Origin of the sequence: Arthrobacter sp. CAN_A214 (assembly GCF_015751955.1) — a bacterium.
Taxonomy (GTDB): Bacteria; Actinomycetota; Actinomycetes; order Actinomycetales; family Micrococcaceae; genus Arthrobacter_D.
Genome location: NZ_JADOUU010000016.1, coordinates 41237 through 62122 on the forward strand (window position 1 = coordinate 41237; position 20886 = coordinate 62122).

14 protein-coding genes are annotated in these 20886 nt (G+C 58.5%); 10 read left to right on the top strand and 4 right to left on the bottom strand.

Translation table 11 applies throughout. From position 1 onward, the window contains the following. Window positions 1-908: 908 nt before the first annotated feature. Together IWX65_RS13150 and IWX65_RS13155 are read right to left on the bottom strand one after the other, a co-directional pair. Window positions 909-2075, bottom strand: a complete 1167-nt coding sequence (locus tag IWX65_RS13150) for a hypothetical protein (protein WP_196883497.1) — start codon at window positions 2073-2075, stop codon at window positions 909-911. Then, a complete protein-coding gene (locus tag IWX65_RS13155; RefSeq protein WP_196883499.1) occupies window positions 2072-2917 on the bottom strand; it encodes a serine/threonine-protein kinase in 846 nt (281 codons plus the stop codon). The genes IWX65_RS13150 and IWX65_RS13155 overlap by 4 nt, the downstream gene beginning before the upstream one ends. 552 nt (window positions 2918-3469) lie before the next feature. On the opposite strand from IWX65_RS13155, the gene IWX65_RS18075 reads away from it, so the two are divergent. The 8 genes from IWX65_RS18075 (at window position 3470) to brxL (ending at window position 17147) form a co-directional block, all read left to right on the top strand. After that, a complete protein-coding gene (locus IWX65_RS18075; RefSeq protein WP_442859198.1) occupies window positions 3470-3676 on the top strand; it encodes a hypothetical protein in 207 nt (68 codons plus the stop codon). Between the two features lie 346 nt (window positions 3677-4022). Further along, window positions 4023-4223 (top strand): helix-turn-helix domain-containing protein, encoded by a 201-nt coding sequence (locus tag IWX65_RS13160; RefSeq protein WP_196883501.1) that lies wholly within the window; start codon window positions 4023-4025, stop codon window positions 4221-4223. A 71-nt stretch (window positions 4224-4294) separates the two neighbouring features. Beyond that, window positions 4295-4918 carry a DUF1819 family protein gene (locus tag IWX65_RS13165; protein ID WP_334683856.1) on the top strand — a complete coding sequence of 208 codons (624 nt, stop codon included), beginning with the start codon at window positions 4295-4297 and terminating at the stop codon, window positions 4916-4918. Between the two features lie 2 nt (window positions 4919-4920). Beyond that, entirely contained in the window at window positions 4921-5520 is a 600-nt protein-coding gene (locus IWX65_RS13170; protein WP_196883503.1) for a DUF1788 domain-containing protein, read from the top strand. 4 nt (window positions 5521-5524) lie between these two features. Then, a complete protein-coding gene (gene brxC, locus IWX65_RS13175) occupies window positions 5525-9010 on the top strand; it encodes a BREX system P-loop protein BrxC (protein WP_196883505.1) in 3486 nt (1161 codons plus the stop codon). Further along, the gene (pglX, locus tag IWX65_RS13180) at window positions 9010-12498 is read left to right on the top strand and encodes a BREX-1 system adenine-specific DNA-methyltransferase PglX (RefSeq protein ID WP_196883518.1); all 3489 of its coding nucleotides are present in this window, start codon (window positions 9010-9012) and stop codon (window positions 12496-12498) included. The genes brxC and pglX overlap by 1 nt, the downstream gene beginning before the upstream one ends. Further along, window positions 12491-14986, top strand: a complete 2496-nt coding sequence (gene pglZ, locus IWX65_RS13185; RefSeq protein WP_196883507.1) for a BREX-1 system phosphatase PglZ type A — start codon at window positions 12491-12493, stop codon at window positions 14984-14986. The genes pglX and pglZ overlap by 8 nt, the downstream gene beginning before the upstream one ends. Before the next feature lie 13 nt (window positions 14987-14999). Next, window positions 15000-17147: a BREX system Lon protease-like protein BrxL gene (gene brxL, locus IWX65_RS13190; protein ID WP_196883509.1), complete on the top strand. Its 2148-nt coding sequence runs from the start codon at window positions 15000-15002 to the stop codon at window positions 17145-17147. Window positions 17148-17318: 171 nt separating this feature from the next. Here brxL and IWX65_RS13195 read toward each other — a convergent pair whose 3' ends face one another. Both IWX65_RS13195 and IWX65_RS13200 read right to left on the bottom strand, forming a co-directional pair. Then, window positions 17319-17708 (bottom strand): hypothetical protein, encoded by a 390-nt coding sequence (locus IWX65_RS13195; protein ID WP_196883511.1) that lies wholly within the window; start codon window positions 17706-17708, stop codon window positions 17319-17321. 128 nt (window positions 17709-17836) lie between these two features. Then, window positions 17837-18409, bottom strand: a complete 573-nt coding sequence (locus IWX65_RS13200; RefSeq protein WP_196883512.1) for a recombinase family protein — start codon at window positions 18407-18409, stop codon at window positions 17837-17839. Between the two features lie 540 nt (window positions 18410-18949). Between IWX65_RS13200 and IWX65_RS13205 the strand changes: the two genes are divergently transcribed. Together IWX65_RS13205 and IWX65_RS13210 are read left to right on the top strand one after the other, a co-directional pair. After that, the gene (locus tag IWX65_RS13205) at window positions 18950-19792 is read left to right on the top strand and encodes a DUF1206 domain-containing protein (RefSeq protein ID WP_334683857.1); all 843 of its coding nucleotides are present in this window, start codon (window positions 18950-18952) and stop codon (window positions 19790-19792) included. Between the two features lie 880 nt (window positions 19793-20672). Further along, window positions 20673-20886 (top strand): oxidoreductase (locus IWX65_RS13210; RefSeq protein ID WP_442859199.1); only part of this gene is annotated, 214 nt, incomplete at its 3' end.

Below are 20886 nucleotides of genomic sequence, written 5' to 3' on the forward strand. Positions count from 1 at the left end.
GACAACCTGGTTCCGATACACTTCACGAGGTCAAAGGGCCTAGACGATGTCGCCCGCGGACACCGCTGAGGAAGTCGCCGGAGCAGCGAGCAAGACCTGCTGCGCGAGCACGCAGCGTGATGTGACGAGGGGAACGGCAACGACGGCGGCATAATTCTGCCATGGGAAGACGTCTGCTACTAGAGTCAGATAGATGGAGGACTCGAATGACTTACGCGCTTGAAATCGCAACTTCTACCCCGCGCGCCGGACGACGTTTCGAGCCAATCCAGGAACGTGAGTTGCACCAGGATGCACTTGCGGCCGTTCAGGGCTTGCCCGGTGCAAGTCGAGGCCTGGTTCTTGTCCCCGAGTTCGCGGGACCGCTAGGTATCCCCGACTTCACCGTGTATGTGGGCGATATCGACCGTATTAGGCGCCGTCAGCACTTAGACGTGGGCCCGGTAGTCAATGAGTTAGAAACAGGCATCGTCTCGGCGGCCTACACCAGGCGGCCATCTAGCGCGCAGGACATCGCGCGCGCGCTGGGATGGCCAGTGGAGACCGTCGCTGAACGACTACGGAGCCTAGTGAAGCGCGGAGCCCTCATTGAGACATCGTCGGGTAAATACGTGCGACCCGAATCACTGGAGCCGGGCGGGCGCCTTTATGCCGTTGAAGCGAAGGTGGAGGACTGGCGCTCTGCGCTCCGTCAGGTACGCACTTACCGGGTTTGGGCTGATAGCTACGTGCTCGTAATGGGACAGCTCACTGAGCGCGCACAGGCAGCAGTAACCGCCGAGGTCATGCAAGATCGCGGAGGACTCTTGTTGGAAGGCAGCTGGGTTGTCCGTCCTCGCCTAGGCCATGTCGCAGCCCGGCGCCGAACCCAGGCGGCTGAGTTGTTCGCGGCAGCGACAAGGGCCGGGCTAGGGAGTCCAGCCCTCGCTCCGTGCGTACATTCGTAATCCCTGCTGGTAGGCCGTGACCCAAGTGCTCGTCCGGTCATGGAGACCGGTTGCCACTCGTACTGCCGCCCAATTAGTAGCAGCCTCAACGTACATTCGGTCGAGTTCGTCGTAGCGCTGCCTGTGGGACCCGGCGCCTTGGATTCGCCGTACTGCAGTATCAAGCTGTACGACATGATGACGAAATGACTCTTTTGGGCCGGGTACTGGCGGCAGACCGCCCAGTCGAGCCGCAAGGGCGGCATCTTGTTGCTCGAGGAGCGCGCCGTGGCCCTTCTTGTCCAAAGTCCCAAGGAGGCCCAGAAGCGTTGGACGCTCGTACCAACTCGCCTGGCCTGTGCTCTCGGCGCGTTCTACATAGTCAGTGAACGACACCACTCTTTGCCGCTTGTCCCATCCTGTACCGACTGTTGTTGCACCAGCAGCCACGGCGGGCAGTGCTGCGAAGTCACCATGAGAAACGTGCACCGGCGCATATTCGCTGAGCGCTCGAACCGTCCGGCATATTCCATACACCTCGTCGGCGGTCAGCTTAGGCGGAAGTTCGTTGTCGGGCTGCACAAAAGAGATGAACCATCCTTTAGGTGCCAGTGCCGCAAGTGCTCCCACGTGAGCGTCAAGATCACGTCCGTCGCTCCAGAACGTGCCGACACCAGCGATGGTAAGCCGCGCACTAGGCTGCAACTCCAAAGCGACCCGAGCTGTCTCCAGTGCGAGCGTGCTGATGTTATTGAGTCCGGAAGGGAGCAGCGGTGCCGGCGCAACCAAAGGTGTAGCTAACGCCAACTGGTGTTTGAAGACTCTTCTAACGTGCTCGCGACGGTAGGCATCCTGCGTCAAGTCCCCGATTGGCCCACCCCAGAGGTTGAACTCGGAGTAGTAGCGGAAGTCGCCCACGCCTGGCATTTGGAGTGCATGCGTGGTTGCGTCGAACCAAACGGTCACGCCAGCGTCGTGAAGTTCGGTAACGCGGTTTCCTATTCCGGGCTTCAGGCCCGGGCCACCGCGGTGGATGTAGGGAGATGCCCACGGAGTGAGGACGGCACCGGTGGCGCTTCCCGCGGTATGTGCGTTTGCAATCCACCCCGCTTGGAATGAGCGAGGACTGTCCTCGATGAACGTTGTCATGGCGTCGCCTCCAGTGCATCGCGGAGCTCAGAGGCGTTCCTGAATCGGCGCGCCGGTTGCGAATGAAGCGCCCGATGCAAAACCTCGATCTGCTCCGAGCTCAGATCAGGCCGGTGTTCACCGAGGGGTTTCATTGCCCCGCTCTTAAGACGCGAGATGTATTCGTAGTCATCACCCCTCCATGGATAGGGCGAGACGCCACTAAGCGCCGTGTACATAAGGATGCCGACCTGGAACACATCCGACATCTGCATCGGACCGCCGCTGTAGCTGTTGAGGTGTTCCGGCGTCAGATAGCCTGGCGTACCCGGCTGGCCAGCAACTGTGAGGCCGGAGCGCAACGTGTGGCGAGCAAACCCGAAGTCGAGCACCTTGTAAGTGCCATTACTGAGCCGCCGCACGTTATTCGCGCTTAGGTCGCGATGAATTACAGACTTTTCGTGTCCCGCAGCTAGACCATTAGCAACCTGTACTCCCATAGACTTTGCGTCAGCCCATGTCCACGGTGCTCCTGTCAGCAGGTTGCCTAGGTCATCGCCGTCCAGGTACTCCTCGATCCACGCGGCGGCGTGGACTGGAGAGCCCAGCTCTACTAAGTCGGATTCCACCTTCACCACATTGGGGTTGTCGATACTTGCCAGTAGTTGTACCTCGCGCTCTGCGCGCTTCAGCGTCTCGTCAGTCGTGAACTCTAGCGCCACGACTTTGAGTACAAACGTTTGCCCCCCTCGCGAAACGCGATGTACAGCCTTCTGTCCGCCAACGGCGCCTATCGGCCCCTCGTCGGTCACCTCGAGTGCGGCAACTGCTTCCCCTACAAGATGGTCATTCGCTACGGTCATAGGTCGAACTTATCCGTGTCTTTGGCGCCGACGTGCCTGTGCTTGGCAACGGCGTGTCGTAGAAGTGATCCTAACTAGGGGCTGACCGCGGATGGAGTCGGGTAGGGGCGGTCGTATGGTCGCGTGGCGCCGCAATTGGGGCCACTCAGTCTCTCTATCGCTCGCCAACTCGTCGCGCCAGACTGTGCTGGCTAGTTCTGCTACAGGCAACATGTTCCTGCGGTCACGTGACCCCTGCCGGTTGCGATCCCCGCCGGGATCTCGGCTCTGTCGACTGCATTATCTCTTCTCGCGGTTTTGCCTAGTCTCATAACCGTTCGGTTGCAGCACACTTCGACGAGATACTCCCCCCGTTCGGGGACTCTACTGTCCCGCAACCATGTGTCGAAACGAGAAGCTCGCGAAGAACTAGCACGTGCCGACGGCAAGGCATCGACATTGCTTGCCGCCATCGGTGTGGTCATAGGGCCGATCGTGGCCGCAGCCTTCGGAGGGTCTTGGCATTCACGCGACCTCGACAACAACATCGAGTGGCTGTAGTGGGTCGGAGCGGTGGCTGGGTTGGCAGGTGCCACCGCTTTCGGTTCAGCAGTATTCCCACGCACAACCTATCGGTCCAAGCGTCGACCAGGCATCGTGGCATACTTCGGCGACGTGGTCGGCCTGTCCCAGCAACAACTTAAGCAAGGTTTGGTTAAGACCGCTAACGAGCCGGAAGCTGCAACGCTCGACCAGGTTCGAGCAATCTCCTTCATCTAGGATTCGAGACATGAGGAAGGGCCGGCAGTGAATGCGCCGGCCCTTCCTCATGTCTCTTACCACTGGGCCGAGAAACAGGGACCTATCGCCCATGCCGCGCCGCGTAGCTAGTTGTTGCGGACCTCTCGTGCAGGACTGCGGGTCAAAGGTTGGTGTGCCTCCTGCCCGCAGGGGCACGGCAAAAGCTCCCTACGCTCCGCTGCTTTTCCCGCGTCCAAATGGACAGCAGGAACCTATGACCCGGTGCTCCACACGACATGCCAAGCTCGGCCTAACCCGCTCAAACCCAGCCAAACCCGTCGAATGAAGTACCGTAGGTTTTTCAGTACCGATTGGAGGTTCCGCGTTGGTCGAGCCCTGGCTATCCGCCGATGAGATTGCCCTTCACCTGGGAATCACTAAAGACACGGTCTACACATGGATCGCTGGTAAACGCATGCCTGCTCATAAAGTCGGCAGGTTCTGGAGATTCCAAATAAGCGAGGTCGATGAGTGGGTCCGTAGTGGTGGCAGCGACTTGTTGAAAGATGATGATTCGATTAGCTAACTCCAACCCCTCGACAGTTAGCCAATAGGCAAAACGCCATTCTCCTCACTGAAAAATGAAAGGGGCCACCTGTGGTCGAGCACCCTGCCGCCGCGATACAACGCTATTCGCTCTCATTTACCAGTGGGGCTTTGCTCATGCGTGAGGCGGCCATCGTCGCGCCCTTGTTCCTACAGGAACATGACCCGCTCAATATTCGAGCGGTGATCGCCGAAAAAAACTTGTTACAAGCCCGCACAGTCGCCTCTGGATCCAGACTGGCGCGCGAAGTCACTCAGCGGCTCGCAGTTCTAACCGCTAACGAGATTGAACTATTCATCGAGGCAACGTCAACGGAGCGCGGACACCTGCTATGGGCGGCGGCCTGTCGTCGATATAGCCTGGTCGGAGAGTTCGCTGAGGAGGTCGTGCGCGAGCGGTTCCTCTTGCTTACGCCGACGCTCACATATGAAGATTTCGACAGCTTTGTGCGGGGCAAGTCTTTGTGGCATACCGAACTGGATAAACTTGAAAACTCCACGCGGCTCAAGTTGCGTTCAAACCTGTTCCGGATGCTCAACGATGCCAGCTTGCTTTCTGCCGGACGCATACAGCAGGTCATGCTGTCTCAACGCGTCGACAGCGCCTTGGCGGCGCGCACTCCAAATGACCTGCGGTTTTTCCCGACCACCAATGTTGTTTCCGGGAGGGTCTAAAAGTGACAAGGACCGAGTTATCCAAGCAGGAAGAGCACCTGTTCGCTGTCCTCAGCGGCAAACGCTTTCTGAAGATGGAGGGCCTGAGCAACGAGGTGCCGTTCTTCATCTACCCCTACGACCCCGAAGATGCACTCCCGGTCGCTGGATCGAAGAAGCGCATCAAAAACCGGCTGGCGAACAAGGGCGTCGTGGTCCACGAAATCAACCTTTACGACTTGTCAGTAGAAATTCTCAAGGAACGCGGAGTCTGGGATCGGCTGATCGCGCTCGAACCCGAGCAGGACAAGGCCGACTTCCGCGAATTGCTCCAGGGGATGCTCGACCCGCAGCTCCACATCGCGTCGGCGATCCGCACCAAGCTTGCCGAGAGTGACTTCGATATTTTCTTCCTGACCGGCATTGGCGAAGTATTCCCGTACATCCGTTCGCACAACGTGCTGCACAACTTGCAGAGCGTCGTGACCGATAAGCCGATGCTCATGTTTTTTCCCGGCCGTTACGAGCAGTCCGACACTTTGGGTTCGTCGCTCGTGCTGTTCGGGCGACTCAAAGACGACCAGTATTACCGAGCCAAGAACATCTTGGAACAGGAGGCTTGACTCGATGAATCTAAACCAGATCTTCGCTAAAGACGTTCAGCGCCCCATAGAGGGTGTCATCAAGGCTGACGACACCGCGCACCTGGGCACCGAAGTTGATGAGTACGTCCTTACGAACGAAGCGGCCAAGGGCATGGAGCTGCTGCTTGAGGCATACACGAACTACACCAACGCCAACGGTGTGTGGATTTCGGGTTTCTTCGGTTCCGGTAAGTCGCACTTGTTGAAGTTACTCGCGCACCTCCTCGGTGAGGTGGACGGTCAGGCATTCCCGCGGGAGCGCGTGTCCGAAAGTTTCCGGACTAAGGCACAGGACGCCTTCCTCCCAGCACTGCTGACTAAAGCTGAGCGGATTCCGGGAAAGAGCCTGCTGTTCAACATCGACCAAAAAGCTACCCTCATCACGAAGGAGCAGGCCGACGCCTTGCTGAAGGTGTTTGTCAAGGTCTTCGATGAGAGCCGTGGATATTACGGCAATCAAGGGCATGTTGCCCGGTTCGAGCGCGACTTGGACAATCGCGGCCAGTACGAAGCGTTCAAGATCGCATACGCCCGTATCTCCGGACGCAGTTGGGGCCAAGGACGTGAAGAAGGCGTACTCGAAGAGGTCAACGTGGCCAAGGCGTATGCCGAGGTCAGCGGCCAAACCGATGGCACACCAACCAACATTCTTACTAAATACCGCAACGAGTATTCGGTCTCGATCGAGGACTTCGCCGACGAGGTGAAGACGTGGCTCGACAAACAGGAAGACGGCTTCCGGCTCAACTTCTATGTCGATGAGGTTGGCCAGTTCATCGGATCAAACACGCACTTGATGCTCAACCTCCAGACGATCGCCGAGTCACTGAACACCAAGTGCCACGGCCGGGCGTGGGTATTCGTGACCTCGCAGGAGGACATGGACAAGATTGTTGGTGATCGCACCAAGCAGCAAGGCAACGACTTCTCCAAGATTCGGGACCGGTTCGCCACTCGAATGAAACTCACTAGCGCTGACGTCGAAGAGGTCATCCGTAAACGCCTGCTGGAGAAAAACGAAGCGGGTGAGGCCGCGCTGAGTTCGATCTACGCAGAGCAGCACGCCAACTTCAAGACCCTGTTCGACTTTGTGGATGGCGCGAAGACGTACCGCAATTACACTGACGAGGCACACTTCCTTGGCACCTACCCGTTCGTGAGTTACCAATTCCCGCTATTCCAAGCCGCAATTGAGGGCATCTCCGACCACAATGTGTTCGAGGGCCGTAACAGCTCAGTCGGTGAGCGGTCGATGCTCGGCGTCGTGCAGCAGGTCGTCAAGGGCATAGGCAACGTCGAAGTGGGCAGATTAGCCACGTTCGATCACATGTTCGCAGGCATCCGCGCCTCACTGAAGTCCGCCGCACAGCGTTCGATCGACGTGGCGGAGCGGAACCTCGACAATGAGCTGGCCGTGCGACTACTCAAGGCGCTGTTCCTCGTGAAGTACGTCGAAGGCTTCCACGCCACCCCGCGCAACCTCACCGTGCTGGTCTACGACCACTTCGGTCTCGACTTGCCCGCGCTGTCCAAACAGGTACAGGAGGCTCTGACGCTGCTAGAGACGCAGACGTACGTGCAGCGCAACGGCAACCTCTACGAGTACTTGACCAACGAAGAACAGGTCATTGAGGAGGAAATCAAGAACGTTGATTTCGACCCGTCGGAGATCAGCGGCCGATTGTTCAAGATCATCTCCGGCGACGTCGTTCGCACGAGCAAGCTGCGGTACGCCAAAAACGGGCAGGACTTCGCTTTCGGATACAAGCTAGACGACCAGGTATACGGGCAGCAACGCGAACTGACCGTGCATTTCATCACCCCGGAGTATCCGTTCGGCGCTGAAGAGACTCGTATGCATAGCGCGGGCAAGGACGAGCTGCGCGTCATCCTAAAACCCGACGAGCGTGCCCTTTTGGACCTGCGTTTGCTGATCAAGACGGAGAAGTACACCAAGCTCAAGCAGACCACTTCACTGTCGGCAATCGAGGACCAGATTCTGCGCTCTAAGGCGACACAGAACGTCGAACGCGAGAAAGAGCTCATCGAGCGTATTCGCCGGGCCGTCGGCAAGGCGGACCTCGTAATCAACGCCACCGACGTGACCTCTTCCTCCCAAGACGCTTTCGCGCGCGTGGCGGACGGCTTTCAGGACCTCATAAGCCGCACTTATACCCAACTCAGACTGCTCGGAGGCTCCATATATAGCGAACAGCAGGTTGCTGCCTTCGCCAATCCGGATCACTCAAGCATGATCGACGGTTCGTCACTGTCGACGTTGACCAGCCCGGGTGATGAGGTGCTCTCGTTCGTGCTGCAACGTGACCGGCTCGGCGAGCAAGTGACCGTCAAGAGGATCATAGATGCGTTCCAAGCCAAGCCCTACGGTTGGGATCTCGCCTCCATCGAGGTAGTTATCGCCTGGCTCGTGGGCACCTCAAAGATCACGGTTACCATCGATGGAAACATACTCAAGCGCACCGAGGTCGCTCCAATACTGCGCAATACGCAAAAGCACTTGCATGCGGTGCTCGCCCCGCAGAAGCTCTTTGACGAGCGTAAGGTCACGGCGTTCCGGAAGTTCTGCACCGATTTTTTCGACGAGGCAACCGCACCAAAGGATCCGCTGGAGCTGGCCCGGCACGGCAGCGACAAGCTTGAAGCGAAGCTCGCTGAGCTCAAGGCGCGAGTGAGCGGTTCGAAGTACCCGCTCGTCGAGCAGTTGGCTGCCCCCATCACCTTGCTCGAAAGGGCTGTGGGCAAGCCTAATGAGTGGTATCTGACCGAGTTTGATCTTAGTGACGATCTGCTCGACGCCAAAGAGAACGTGATCGACCCGATTCAATTGTTTTTGGGCGGCGGTCAGAAAGTCATTTATGACGAGGCCGTCGCGTTGCTCGCTGCGAACGCGAACAACCTCGGATACCTGCCGACAGAAAACGACACTGAGATCAAACGGTTCTTGGAAGACGCAAACGCCTTCCTCGGTAAGCGCATGACTCAGCTTAAGCAGGCCACAGAAGCTCTCCGCGCGCAGGTCGAGGACGCACTCGCCACCAACCGCAGGAAGGTCATCGAGGACATCGAAGGACGCAGGACCGAGATACTGGGTGGCGCCTACTATGGCAAAGCCACGGAGGACGCGCAGCGTCATGTCAGCCACATAATCGATCAGATCATTGCCCGCTTAAGCAGTGAGCGACAGATTGCACTCATCCGCGAGCAGGGCAACAGCTTTGAGGAGAAGACCTACCCAGCGCTGCTCGACCAGCTCGCATCCTCTCCACAAGACGAAGGTGGCACAGACAGACCTGGGCCAGCACCGAGGCAAACTATCTCGATTAAGACGATTACCGTGTCTGGTGCCCACGGCGTCCTGGAAAACCCGGAGGATGTCGACCGCTACCTCGGTGCGCTTCGCGATGCGCTGCTGAACACGCTTAACGATGGAAAGAGAATTGCGCTTTGATGGAAACTGCGCCGCTGAAGTCATTCGCCGCTTGGGCTCGCACTACACTCATGCGCGAGGTGTCGGCCCGCATCTCGGTCGTTCTGGCATCGCAAGAGCTGCGCCAGGAGCAGCCCAACGCAGTCGTCGCGTTAGAGAGGGCCGTTAACGCTGCTGGCGGCGACAAGAGCGACGCCGTAGCCGAGAAAGTTGCCTACACCTGGTTCAACCGCATTATTGCGCTGCGGTTCATGGACGCCAACGGCTACACCGGCATCGGTGTTGTCTCTCCTGAACAGGGTCGCGGGGGCGGGCAGCCCGAGGTTCTCGCCGAGGCCAAGCGCGGGAACATCGACAGCACCGTCGTCACGAACAAGCGCACAGTGGAGGCCGTCTCTAGTCTGCTTAACGGCACCCGCCGCAGTGACGACCCTCAGGGAGAGGCGTACGCGTTGCTACTCGCGGAGTACTGCCGGTACTGGAACCGCTCGATGCCATTCATGTTCGAACGCGAGGGCGACTACACCGAACTGCTGATCCCCGCCAACCTCCTCGCCGACGACTCCGTGCTCGCGCGGACAGTAGCCGTGCTCACCCAAGAGGTCTGCCAAGACGTTGAAGTCATCGGTTGGCTGTACCAGTTCTACATCTCCGAGCGCAAGGGTGAAGTCTTCGCCGGGTTCAAGAAAAACAAGAAAGCCGGCGCCGATGACATCCCCGCCGCCACCCAGCTCTTCACCCCGCACTGGATCGTCCGCTACTTGGTCGAGAACTCCCTTGGGCGGCTCTGGCTGCTCAACCGGCCCACTTCGCGCCTGGCCGACCGAATGGACTATTACATCGCTCCGGTTGACGAGGAGATGGACTACCTAAAAGTCTCCAGCCCCGAAGAGCTGAAGGTCATCGATCCGGCTTGTGGCTCCGGCCACATGTTGACCTACGCGTTCGACTTGATTTACACGATCTACGAGGAAGAGGGCTACGCTCCTTCCGACATTCCGGGCCTGATCCTCGAAAACAACCTTTACGGCACCGAGATCGACGCCCGTGCTGGGGCATTGGCCGCGTTCGTCCTGACGATGAAGGCCCGCGCCCGGCAGCGCACGTTCTTCAATAAGCAGGTCCAGCCGAACATTTGCGTGCTCGAACCCATCTCGTTCACGCCCGCTGAACTGGGCGCTCTCGTCACCCAGGGTGGCGACCTTGACGGTGAAGTGGCCTTTTGGACACAGTTCGAGCAGGCTGACACGTTTGGATCTCTTATTTGCCCTCGTCAGGGCGTGGCTGAGAAGCTCAGACGCGACCTGAGCGCTCATGGGATTGACGACAATCTCTTCGATTTGGAGCTCCGAGAAAGTGCGCTTCGCGTTCTCAAACAAGCTGACTTTCTTAGCCAGCGGTACAATGTCGTAGTCGCGAACCCCCCATATATGGGCGCCGGAAACATGAATTCCTCGCTCACAGAGTTTGCCAAGACAAAATACTCTGATTCCCGGTTCGATCTTTTCGCCATGTTCATTGACCGCAACGTCCGGCTCGTCTTACCTCGTGGATTCGTGGCAATGATCACGATGCAGTCCTGGCTGTTCCTGACCTCGTACGAGGCACTAAGACGACGTCTCCTCTCAGGTGGCTCGGTGGTCGCCCTAGCACATCTTGGAACGAACGCTTTCGACACGATCGGAGGGGCCGTTGTGTCTACGGCAGCTTTTGTCATCGAATCGGGCGTGCGCGATGTAACCGGGGACTACGTGCGGCTGGTAGATGGCCGATCAGAGCGGGCGAAGAGTGAGAGTCTCCGCTCTGCGGTGAATGATCGAGGCAAGCGATACGAGTCGAAATCGTCCAACTTCGCCGACATACCTGGAGCTCCGTTCATCTATTGGGCAGGAGAGGCGGAGCTCGAGCTTCTTCGGCACCCATTCGCGCGGCTCGATGACGTGGCGGCGACCAGGGAAGGACTTACGACTGGCAACAACGATAAGTATTTACGCCTGTGGCACGAGGTCTCGCGGTCTAAGACCCGGCAAACCGATGATGCCCGCGCGAAGTGGGTTCCACATGTGAAGGGTGGTGGGACACGGCGCTGGTACGGCCACAATGATTACGTTGTTAACTGGGAGGACGATGGCAAGGAACTTCGAGGTCGTCGGCCGCAGTCGGTGATTCGTAGTCCGGGCTTTTACTTTGAGACCGGATTTACTTGGTCGAGCCTTTCAGGGGGATCGTTTGCCGTCCGCCACGTGCCGGGTGGCTTCATCTTCGATACAAAGGGCCCCATGGGCTTTGCCAAGGACGACGAAAACGCTACGTTGTTCTCTTTGGAAGCTCAGCTCAACAGTGCTGTTACAACACGCTTCATGACTATGCTCGCGCCGACGTTGGACTTCAAAATTGGCCATGTGCGGAGTCTCCCGATCGATACCACGATGCATGAGCGTGTCTCGCACCTTGCCGAGAGATGCATCGAGATCTCCATTACCGATTGGGACATGTTTGAGACATCTTGGGACTTCACAGTCTCGCCGCTTCGCGTGAGAGAGGGCACAAACCTTCCTTTGCATCAAACCGTCGCTGTGCATATCGCGTCAATGGAGGCATCAGTCGCGAACCTTCGCGAAACTGAAGAGCGAATCAATGTTGTACTAGCCGATTCTTATGGTTTGACCGATACCGTTGAAACTCAGGTTCCGGTAGAAAACGTGACCTTATCAATGAACCCTGCTTATCGCTACGGAATTGACCGCGTCGCCGACCACAGCAAGTTGCTCAGCGCAGACATCGTCTCCGATTTGGTTTCTTACGCCGTCGGCTGCATGCTCGGGCGCTACAGCCTCGACGAACTGGGCTTAATCCTCGCGAACCAGGGGGACACGCTTCAGGACTACCTCATTAAGGTTCCGAGCCCGACGTTCATGCCGGACAAGGACAACGTGATCCCGATCATCGATGGGGATTGGTTCGAGGACGACATTGTGGGGCAGTTCCGCCAGTTCCTGCGGGTCGCGTTCGGGGACCAGCACTTCGAGGAGAACCTGCGGTTTGTCACCGGCTCGCTAGGCGTGAAGAACTTGCGTGACTACTTCGTGAAGTCCTTCTATAAGGATCATTTACAGCGGTACAAGAAGCGCCCGGTCTACTGGCTCTTTTCCAGCCCGAAGGGGTCATTCAACGCGCTGATCTACATGCACCGCTATACGCCGTCGACCGTCTCGACCGTTCTCAACGAGTACCTGCGCGAGTTTAAAGCAAAACTTGCGGCCAGCCGGGAGCACTACGAGCGGCTCGCCACGAGCAACGGCACACCACGCGAGAAGGCTGCCGCTCTAAAGGAAGTCGACCGTCTGCGCAAGGTGCTGCTTGAACTCGACGAGTACGAGCACGACGTGCTGTACCCGTTGGCAAGCCAGCAAGTACAAATTGACCTCGACGACGGCGTGAAGGCGAACTACCCAAAACTCGGTGCCGCGCTGAAGAAGATTCCCGGACTTGAGGTAAGCGATGAGTGAAACATCCGCCATCAGGCCCCACTTAAAGCGTCGTTTTGAGACGCAGAGGGTGGTGTTTTGGCACGATCCCGAGGGCGAGTACGCCGCCGGCCTCGACACGCTCGGCCTGGAGGGCGTGCAGACTGTGCGCGTCACTAACGACGAGTACGCAGTCAGAAACCGATTGCTGCACCACGAGCCTAAGACGAAGTTCCTCGTATACCGCTCGGGCACCGTGCCGACCGGAATCGGCAACTGGCTGCTCGACCTGGAGCTGGCCTACGGCGTGTTCACCGCGGACCGGACCTCGCTAGTGCAACAGGAACTAGGGCTTACCGCCGACGGTATTGGCGAAGTCCTGCTGGCGCGGGACAGTTTCTTCCGCGTGTCTAGACGCGTCCAAGGGTTGAAGAAGCTGCTCAACGCTGATGATGATGCCCGGCTGCTGCAAGCAAAGATGTCGGCGGTTCTGCTCGGTCAAAGCGAGCACAGCTTGCTAGAAATCACACGCATCCTGCTGATCGAGAACGCCGGTGGTGCGTATGCCAAGTACGGTGCTCTCGCCGAGCACGGCCTCGACGAGTTCTACTGGCAGGGCGTGGCATCAATCTATGGCTATGTGTCGCCGAACCCCAGTATTGCTGATTTCACGCTATGGATGTTCCGACAGGCGAATGCCGGATTTAAGGTCGAACGATCAGTCGGTCTACGCAACATCCAGCTCGACTTTGGGAGCCTTCGCAATGACCGGCGCAGCCAGGAGGCATTGACTACGCTCGCAAAGCGCGCAGCGCGAGACCTGGACTATGCCAGCACCATCGAAGACGCAAGCTTCCGCGACCTGTTAGGCGACGACTTGTTTGAGGAAACTGATCGTACGATCATCAGTGATCTGGCACGGGCGGTCACTGAGCGGACCGTCTCACCCCGAGAAGTAGCAGAGGTTATTCGCAGCCGCCAGAGCAGCATTTGGATTGTCGGGTACCGCAAGCTGTATGCCGCGATCGGGTGCGCTTCTGATCTCCTGAGTGCCCTCACTACGCTCGAGCTGTCGATGCAGTCGTTCGACGAGGGACTGGAGCAATACCGCAGTAACTGGTTCCGCATTGACCAGCTCTACAGGCAGTTCACCTATGCAGCTCGCACCGCTGAGTTTAGCGGCCCGCTGGAGTGTCTGCGCGCCCAGGTGGAGAAGTTTTACGCGAACAAGTTCCTTTACGACCTGGGTAACGCCTGGCAACAACAGGTCGATGGGGTCGACGGCTGGAAGTCCGTCGCACTCCGATCGCAAACGTCTTTCTACACCGATCACGTCGCTCCCATCACAAGGGATGGCCGGCGTAAGGCCGTCGTCATTATCTCGGACGCCCTGCGGTATGAAATCGCCGATGAACTTGGCTCACGCATCCGTCAGGAAGACCGTTACGATGCGGATCTGAAAGCCATGCTCGGTGTGCTGCCCAGTTACACCCAGCTTGGCATGGCCGCGCTACTGCCCCACAGCACGATTGGACACTCCAAGGACGGCGATCCAGTCTTGGCCGACGGCCAACGCACAGACAACACCGTGAACCGCAGCAAGGTTCTCGCCGCCGTAGACGGGAAAGCAATCCAGGCTGAGGACGTGTTATCCCTAACCCGAGACGAGCTGCGGGAGCTGTACCAGCAGCACCAAGTTTTGTACGTTTACCACGACCGCATTGACGCAACTGGGGATACGGCAGGCACCGAGCGCCAAGTCTTCGAGGCCGCCGAGGAAACGCTTCGCGAGCTCATCGATTTGATTAAGCGATTGACGAACGCGAATGCGACGAACATCCTCATCACAGCAGACCACGGCTTCCTGTTCCAGGACACTGCGCTCGAGGACGCCTTCTACTTGTCGACCCGACCGCAAGGTGACGACATCAAGGCGACCAAGCGCCGTTACGTCCTCGGTCGCGGCCTGAAGGAAGACCACGCGTTCAAAACCTTCACGTCAGCTCAACTCGGCCTCGACGGAGACCTGGAAATACAGATACCAAAGTCGATCCACCGGCTGCGGCTTCCCGGAGCCGGCTCGCGATTCGTCCACGGAGGCGCATCCCTGCAGGAAATCATCGTTCCAGTACTCACGATCAATAAAAAGCGCAAGAGCGACCTGCGAACAGTAAGCGTCAAGATCCTGCCCGAGGCAGACAAAATCACCACAGGCCAGCTAATCATCAAGCTGTTCCAAGCCGAGCCCGTAAGCGAGAAAGTTCGACCCCTTGTGCTCCGCGCGGGCCTGTATGTCGGCAAGATCCTCATTTCAAATCAGCTTTCACTCACCTTCGACCGAGACTCGACCGACCAGCGTGACCGTTACCAGAACGCCCACATGCTCCTCAAGCAGGACGCGAATGACCACAACAACAGCCCGGTCGAGTTTCGACTCGAGGAACCCATCCCAGGCACTAACCAATGGCGGGTCTACGGCAAGGCGATCTACACGCTGAAGCGATCATTCGCCTCGGACTTTGACTTCTAAGGACAGGGCGGCCATGAGCGAAGTGAACGGAATCAATCAGGAGATACCCGCTGGGGCTAACGCGCGAGCAGATGCCATTCCCGCGCAAAGCGACCTAGACCGGAAAATCAACCAACTCTTCCCAGGCGTTGTGGTCCGCAAGGACTTGGTAAAGGCCGTCAAGGGCAACGCCATCGTGCCCTCCTACGTGCTGGAGTACCTGCTCGGCCAATACGCGGCATCCGATGATGAGGCCACCATTCAAGCGGGCATCGGCACAGTGCGCAAGATCCTCGCCGACCACTACGTGAACCGAAACCAGTCAGAACTGGTGAAATCCACCATCAGAGAGCGCGGGCGTCACCGAATCATTGACAAAGTAACCGCCACGCTCAACGAGAAGGATGACGTCTACCACGCCGAGTTCGCCAACCTTGGCATTAAAAGCGTGATCGTTGAATCCGCGACGATCAAGGCCCACCCAAAGCTGCTCGTCGGCGGGGTGTGGTGCATCTGCGATATCGAGTACTTCCACAGCAACGACGCCCGCGTCGTTCCCTGGATTCTCGGATCGATTAAGCCCATCCAATTGTCGAACTTCGATTTTGAGGGCTACCTCACGGCGCGAGGCGAGTTCACAACCGAGGAGTGGATGGACCTGCTGGTGCAGTCGATCGGGTTCAACCCCGACCTGTTCGGACACCGCGCCAAACTCATCCAGCTCGTTCGGCTGATCCCATTCGTGGAGCGCAACTACAACCTCGTCGAGCTTGGTCCGAAGGGCACAGGTAAGTCCCACATCTTTTCGGAGTTTTCACCCCACGGAATGCTCATCTCCGGCGGCGAGGTCACCGTCCCAAAGTTGTTCGTCAACAACGCCAATGGGCGTCTCGGTTTGGTCGGCTACTGGGACGTCGTTGCTTTCGACGAATTCGCGGGAAAGAAGAAGCGCACCGACAAAGCACTCGTCGACATCATGAAGAACTACATGGCGAACAAATCTTTCTCCCGCGGGGTTGAGACGCTCGGCGCTGAGGCGTCGATGGTGTTCGTCGGCAACACTTCGCACACCGTGCCATACATGCTCAAACACTCCGACCTATTCGATGAGCTACCCGAGAGTTACCACGACTCAGCTTACCTCGACCGCCTGCATCACTACATTCCAGGCTGGGAAGTCGACACCATCCGAGGTGAAATGTTTTCCAACGGCTACGGGTTCGTCGTTGATTACATAGCCGAAGTGCTCAAGTCGATGCGCTCAATGGACTACTCCGACCGTTACCAGCGGCACTTCACACTGTCATCGGATATATCGACCCGAGACCGCGACAGCATCCACAAAACGTTCTCCGGGCTGATGAAAATCCTCTACCCCCATGAGGAATCCACCCCCGAAGAAATTGAAGAGATCCTGAGGTTTGCTATCGAGGGACGCAAGCGCGTTAAAGACCAAATCCTGCGTATCGACTCGACCATGGCCGACGTTAAGTTTGGCTACCTCGACAAGGTCGGCACATGGCACCCTGTCTCTACGCTTGAAGAAGATGAGTACCCGGCGTACTACTACCGCGAGGGCAGTAAGGGTGCCGAGACCGAAAAGCCAGCTGGCAATCCGACGGTAGGCGGTGTCGCGGCCACTGCTGAAGACAGCCAGTTGCCTGCAACGAAGGCAATTGCCGAGGATCTGCTGTTCGAGGGCCACCGGGAGTTCCAGGAAAATCAGCGGGGAGTCTCGTTCGAAACCCTCCTTGCCCCGTACCTGCACGGAGCAACACAGATCACAATAATCGACCCGTACATCCGGCAGTTCCATCAGACCCGCAACCTCATGGAACTCATTGAGTGCATCGCAGTTACAAAGGAAGCCGCGGACGAAGTGGATATAAAGCTTATTACTTCAGAGAACACCGAGGGAGAGGACAAGCTCCGCAAGCAGTACGAATTGTTGCTGAAGTTGCAGCAAGGAGCATCTGTCGGCGGCATCAACGTTGACGTCAACTTCGATGGCAGCATTCATGATCGGTCTATCCTCACCGACACCGGGTGGAGGATCCTTCTCGGTCGCGGGCTAGACATTTTTCAGTATGTCACCGGAGACGCCTTTGATCTCGCAAGTAGGCTCCAGGAGTTCCGCCAAGTAAAGGCGTTTGGAATCACCTACATTCGAGAAAATAAGTAAGACTGAAAGCTTCCAGGTCATGCCATTGAACAACCAGCCCAGCCGATTCACTCAACATAGAAAACGCACCCCCGGTACGGTGCTGGTTGCGTAAGATACCTAAACAGGAACACCACCGGGCGGCTAGCAGCGTAGTGATCGAGCCCACCCCTAGCACATTTGGTATCGGGGCTACTTGGATGCCTCGATTTTTGAAATGAATGCCCCCATTTGAGCGTGTAGACCTTTGATCTCATTCAGAGTTAGATAGGCGGATCCGAGTCGCCCGTCCTCGTCCTCACGGTCCTCGTCGTCGCAGAGTTCAAGGGTGAAGCTCAGGTTCCCGTCTTGCTCCTCCTCGTTCTCGTCGACGTAGTTGGCCTTTAGGAAGACTCCGTCCGCGATCCGGTCGAGATCCCTCGTTATTTTTCCCATGGCGCGGAACTGCGCGATAAGTTGGCCGGCTTCGGAATCGTCCGGTTTACCCAGTTCCGGCTCGAAATGAAGGCACTTGTAGGCGCTGCAGCTCCCATCGACGCCGTGATTCTCGCACCAGGGCTTGCAGTCTGGGGTTTGCGTCATTGCGTCCCTCACTTCCGCTTTGTCCAGGTCGGCCCAGAATATAGGTGTTCGGTGTCCAAGTCGTCCCCTTGGACCGCACGCAGGCCTCCGAGCTCTCAACACCCACGCCAAGCGGCTCAGCAGCGCAGTCACGTTGTCCGCTGCACGATGCGGTACACCGTCGACCTCGCGACTTTGAAGAGTTCGGCGATTTCGGTGGTGGTGTGTTGTCCTCCCTTATATAGGGAGACGAGGTGCGCTTCCTGGGACTTGGAGAGTTTGGGTTGCTTGCCGCGGAGCCGGCCTTTGGCCTTGGCGACCTGCATGCCCTCGCGGGTTCTTGCGCGGATGAGGTCGGATTCGAATTCGGCGACCATGGCCAGGACGTTGAACAGGAGTCGGCCGACGGGGTCGGTGGGGTCGTGGACGTTTCCGCCGATGCTGAGTTTGACCTTTTTCTTGGTGAGGTCCTCGATGATGTCTCGCGCATCGGGCAGGGACCGGGCGAGCCGGTCGAGTTTGGTGACGACGAGGGTGTCCCCCGCCCTGCACGCCGCCAATGCTTCGCGGAGTCCTGGTCGTTCCCGGTTGGTGCCGGTCAATCCATGGTCGACGTAGATCCGCTCCTTGGGCACCTGTAGCGCGGCGAGGCCGTTGCGTTGGGCGGTGAGGTCCTGCTCGTTGGTCGATACGCGCGCGTATCCGATGATGTGTCCAGTCATGGTCCTCACTGTAGCGTTTGAGCAACCCAAGCGGGACGATTTTACGGGCGGGGTATACGGGAATCGGCCAGCCCAGGTTCTATATGGGATTTTTGGTGGTGGTGTGCCCTGAAAATAGTGGAGCGGTGGAGGATCCGCTTACGGACGCTTCCTAAAGTCCAACCGAACAATCCGCGGCTGCTCGTCGTGACCAGTGTCGATCCTGCGGGCACCAAGAGCCAGCATGCGATCTACCTCGATTGCTGGATCGGCTCGGCGAAAATCGGGGTGCGCCTCTTTGTCTGACAGGTACACGATGTGTACCTGCCAGTCGTAGTGATCGAGACGCTTCGCGGGCGGAGACCTCTGCAGCGTGCACTGCTTGCGCAATGAATCCGTTGGTTGTGCTGGAGTACAGGTTCGATGCGCACTATCCAGCTCCTGCCGCCCCTGCCCGTGCACATCCCGCACAGGGGGCTCGGCGCTAAACTAAGTGGCGGCTGTTGGGAGCTGTCCCCTCCAGGGAGGGGTTTGAGCAGGATGACGCCGGGAAGGTATGCAGTGACGACGGACAGCAGCGCGGACCAACAAAGCTTGGTGAGCCGGGCCGCTGACGCTGTCGAGCGGGTATCGGATACACCTGCTCTTGACGTCGCGGCACGGTTGGGTTTCGCGGCGCTTGCAGTGGTGCACATCCTGATCGGCGCCATCGCGCTGCGGCTGGCTTTCGGCGGCAATGGCGAGGCCGAACCGACAGGTGCGCTCGAGGAAGTTGCCGAGGGACCATTTGGAACTCCGATCATGTGGATCGGTGCTGCGGGTTGCGCCGGCCTGGCGCTATGGCAGCTCAGCGAGGCGACACTGCGCGCCCGGCATCTCAGCACCGGGCAGCGCCTTGGCAAACACATCTCGTCGGGTTCGCTTGTGGTCATCTACGGGTCCATGGCTGGGACGTTCGCTCGTTTCGGGCTCGGCGATGGCCCTGACTCCTCGAAATCGACCGTGGACTTCACGCAATCCCTCATGGCGTCGGGTTTCGGCGTGCTCCTCGTGTTCGTGACCGCGGGCATCATCCTCGGAATCGGCGTGCACTTCGTCATCAAGGGAGTGCGGCGGACCTTCCGGCCTGAACTCCGGACGTTCGAGGACACCGCCCGTGGACGCGTCATCGAGGTCTTCGGCGTCGTGGGGCATGTGTCCAAGGGCCTTGCACTGCTCCTCGTCGGCGGACTCTTCGTCATCGCCGGCCTCGACCACAATCCGCAGGAATCGACCGGGCTCGATGGCAGCTTGAAGGCCCTCCAGTACCACCCCGTCGGTGTGTATGTCCTCACCGCGATCGCCATCGGCCTAGTCTGTTACGGCATCTTCGCTATTATCCGATCCATCTTCGGCCGCATGTGAGTTCCCATCCGCTCTCCCCGCGGGAGCCGAAGAACTGCCGGTTGTGCAGCCGCCACATTGGGTTGGACTGAAGGTGTAATTCGTGCTCTGAACTTGCCAGTTTCCCTCAACGCTAGGGCTCGAAATTTCACCCTACGCAGGGCTGCCGACGATGATCAATAACCCAGACACGCCGTCACGGTGCCCGTGCAACAGATCCTTAGGACAGCGATGGCCGGGGAACGGACAAGCGACCTGCCGGGCAAAAAGTGGGATGCCCTGGGAGGACTGAACGACACAAGGAACGACCTCGTGAAGATGATGCCCGTTCCGACGGCCCCTTGGAAGCACCATCCGCTTGTGGAACACACGAACGGCAGGGTGGACTGGTCAAAGACCTCAGTGGATATCCGGTTTCTGCCGTGCCATGCCCTGGGCGGGTGTGACTAGAGTTTTGAGTTGGGGACTGCTGAAGGTTCGGTTTCCATTTAGCCTGTCAGGACTTCGTCCTCCTCGAGGGATCGCCCTTATAGCGAAGCCACCTGCGAATCCGGCGCCCTGAGCGCGTGATCGCACCTAGAATCACGCAGCCCTGGGTTACACCACGCGCATGGACTTGACCGGCCGTGCACCGTGCGGGTACTACCCGATGCGAGCCCAACCGGGTACGGGTGTTTTCCTCGCCGCGGTGGAACGCCGAGTGGTTCATCATCCGACCCTTTCGGCTTCCACTGCACATTTGGGTCTCTCGAGAATCCGTGGCGCACCTCAGCATCGTTGGAGACTCGGCGGTACTCAGGGCAGGAATATTGGTGTACCCGCGAGTCGTTGCATGAGTGCAGGGCACCGTCGATGGGGCGGGGGCCCACCCCCTCAAAACTACTTTCTCTAGGAGATACTCATGACGGATTTCACCCCGCTCTGGTCCCCTGTCCGAATTGGCTCCACGCAGCTCGCGCACCGTGTCGCGTTGGCACCGATGACGCGCGTCAGCGCCACCGAGGACGGCCTGGCGACGGGAAAAATGGTGTCCTACTACGAGGCTTTCGCCCGTGGCGGCTTCGGATTGCTGATCACCGAAGGGATCTACCCGGACACCGCCCACAGCCAGGGGT

What these genes read in the sequence shown, in the direction of transcription:
- IWX65_RS13150 (WP_196883497.1), bottom strand. Translation starts at nt 2,075, where the DNA reads ATGACAACGTTCATCGAGGACAGTCCTCGCTCATTCCAAGCGGGGTGG.
- IWX65_RS13195 (WP_196883511.1), bottom strand. Translation starts at nt 17,708, where the DNA reads ATGACGCAAACCCCAGACTGCAAGCCCTGGTGCGAGAATCACGGCGTC.
- IWX65_RS13200 (WP_196883512.1), bottom strand. Translation starts at nt 18,409, where the DNA reads ATGACTGGACACATCATCGGATACGCGCGCGTATCGACCAACGAGCAG.
- brxC (WP_196883505.1), top strand. Translation starts at nt 5,525, where the DNA reads ATGAATCTAAACCAGATCTTCGCTAAAGACGTTCAGCGCCCCATAGAG.
- pglX (WP_196883518.1), top strand. Translation starts at nt 9,010, where the DNA reads ATGGAAACTGCGCCGCTGAAGTCATTCGCCGCTTGGGCTCGCACTACA.
- IWX65_RS13155 (WP_196883499.1), bottom strand. Translation starts at nt 2,917, where the DNA reads ATGACCGTAGCGAATGACCATCTTGTAGGGGAAGCAGTTGCCGCACTC.
- brxL (WP_196883509.1), top strand. Translation starts at nt 15,000, where the DNA reads ATGAGCGAAGTGAACGGAATCAATCAGGAGATACCCGCTGGGGCTAAC.
- pglZ (WP_196883507.1), top strand. Translation starts at nt 12,491, where the DNA reads ATGAGTGAAACATCCGCCATCAGGCCCCACTTAAAGCGTCGTTTTGAG.